Genomic DNA, 2284 nt, shown 5'->3' with positions numbered 1-2284 from the left:
TACAGGAGAAGCTAAATGCCCAAAAGTCAGCCTTTAGATAAACAACCTCAGCAGCATCAGATAGATGCCTATGGGGGTATTGAGGCTGGCACATCTCGATCTGGAAGCGCGCTCGATAAGCTTCATAGAGCTGAATCGGGTCGAGGTCTATATCCGTTGAGAATAGCAGTGCTGTACAGGCCCGCTCAGCGCTACATTGGTTGACCAGGTAGACCACTCGAATTTTGCGCTTCAGATTGATTGACCACACCACAGCGGTATAGAGCCTGACGTTGGGCTTGACCTCACCGAGCGATTGCCAACGGCTGAGGTCATCGCAGCAGACCTTGCCATCATACCTTCGGCGAGCGCCCTTGGCCTTTTGAGCACCTTCGTAGACATACTGTAGGTTAGCGTCACAGCGCAGTTTGCCGATAACCTCTAAGTCCAACGCCAGGATGCCGTCGACCCACTTGAGTTTGCTGTAGAAGCCGTCGCCGACTAGGTGCCGAACGCTGGCCGGGAGCGCCGCTCGGGTCACCATCACATGAGCTAGATAGTGATCTACGCGGGTCATCGCATCCGTCTGGGTCTCTGCTTCCAACTCAGCAGGCGTCTGCTGAACTGAGAGTGCGTAAGCCATTGATGCGCCAACGTTTACGACGGCTATCGTTGAGATTTCTAGACCGGGCTCAGCACGACCCGCTTTCCCATTGTAGAAGCGGTCTACACCATAGGTCGCTTTGCCGCTTTTGGGCACGAACGAACAGTCGATAGCACCCACCTGGAAACGCTCAGGGGCGATGGCTCGGCTAATCAGACAACTATTGACCGCCATGAACTCAAACGCCTCATCGTACTGACGGCGATAGCTCCGCTCTGTCAGAGCGCTATACCGGCTGAGATTAGTGAAGTTCACCTTGCCGACCATCAGATGAATGGTCGTTAGCAGCGTGACAATAAAGGCTCGGCGGGGTTTGCTAAACGGCCTACAGCTTCTCGCAGTAGACCTTGTATGATAGTTTCCATAGCTATCCAGTTGGGTTCTTTGTGATTATTGATACCCTACTACCTGGATAGCTTTTCTGTCTAAGCCTCTCCTTTTTTTGTCCGGACTATTGACTATACTCCATAACAATAGATATGCCTTCCTGCCAAAAAGATTGCTCAAAGTAATGGCAGGTAGTGCAAAAGGCTCTGGAAGATCTTCTTTCCGAAGCCCTTCTGGGTCAACCCTTATCCAGAATGTTTTAGGTCTAGGAGGGTTGTTTTAGGGGGTGCTATCACCTTACCGTTGAGTCCCCATTTGCCGCTGGACAACTTGGTTTAGCGCTTGCGACGTGGTTTCTGCATCGCATTCAGCCCCACCAACATTTTGTATATCGGCGGCTAGGACATTGGCTGCGACGTTGCAGACATTGGCAGCAATGCCGATGGGAACCTGTACAGTAACTGGGATCTGGCTCACATTGACATTAATATCCTCCGCAATGGCAACATCCACATCAGTTAAATTAACATTTACAAGTCCAGATTGTCGTTGAGCATAGGCTCCTTGGGCAAGTACTAGAGAAAGAGCGCCCACTGCAAAAGAGTAAAGCAATTTAGAATTGATTTTCATTGAAATCTCCTGGTCTCAAATGAGACATACAATAAACATGCGCAGGTTCAACTTATAGGGTTTATGCGCAGTCATCCTCTCCCTTCTGGCTGAGTTTAGAGTTCCCGCCAAACAAAAGAAAAAGTAGTCGCAATTGAACGCACCTTCAGGCTCTTGCGCACTTTAGGTGATCTTGATGGGTCACATGAGAAACAGACTGAGATCCTTATCCTTGGCTACTCTCATGGAACTTCTACAGCATCTACTGCCTAATCAAACCGGTTTAGCCTTGAATAGCTGGAATCTGGACACAGCAAATGGTCGAATCGTCGTTGAACTGTCTTCAACCCAGGCGTGGGCGGAGTGCCCGTTGTGTCACTGTCCTAGTCATCGGGTTCATAGTCATTACGAGCGCACGCTGAAAGATTTGCCATTGGCGCAGTTCAGCCTAGTGCTCCTGCTGGCAGTGGGTAAGTTTTTCTGTCTGAATGACAGCTGTATTATAGGACTTACGCATTGACAGAGCAGGCAGATTATGGGTGGTAAAATAAATCACTTGAGTGTTGTGCTCTCATGAGAGAAAAATCATCATATCGCGTCTGAGGTAGACTAGGCGTTAGGTTCAAAGGTTTTGAGCAGGAGGTGAAGGATGCAGTTACCGATTGTTGCGCCAGCGCCAGTGGTGAGCAAACATGCCGCAGCGTT

3 protein-coding genes are annotated in these 2284 nt (G+C 49.7%); 1 reads left to right on the top strand and 2 read right to left on the bottom strand.

What is annotated here, in order from left to right; all coding sequences use genetic code 11:
* A partial coding sequence (locus CKL79_RS22180; protein WP_205879193.1) for a transposase occupies positions 1 to 898 on the bottom strand: 898 nt, incomplete at its 3' end.
* 369 nt (positions 899 to 1267) lie between these two features.
* Positions 1268 to 1600 carry a hypothetical protein gene (locus tag CKL79_RS22175; RefSeq protein WP_121971680.1) on the bottom strand — a complete coding sequence of 111 codons (333 nt, stop codon included), beginning with the start codon at positions 1598 to 1600 and terminating at the stop codon, positions 1268 to 1270.
* Positions 1601 to 1775: 175 nt separating this feature from the next.
* Between CKL79_RS22175 and CKL79_RS22170 the strand changes: the two genes are divergently transcribed.
* On the top strand, positions 1776 to 2099 hold the full coding sequence (locus tag CKL79_RS22170; protein ID WP_121971679.1) for a transposase family protein: 324 nt from the start codon (positions 1776 to 1778) through the stop codon (positions 2097 to 2099).
* Positions 2100 to 2284 lie beyond the last annotated feature (185 nt).

The sequence above is a fragment of the Leptolyngbya sp. BC1307 genome, from assembly GCF_002286735.1.
GTDB lineage: Bacteria > Cyanobacteriota > Cyanobacteriia > Phormidesmidales > Phormidesmidaceae > Phormidesmis.
This window is presented reverse-complemented; position numbering and strand designations above follow the sequence as displayed.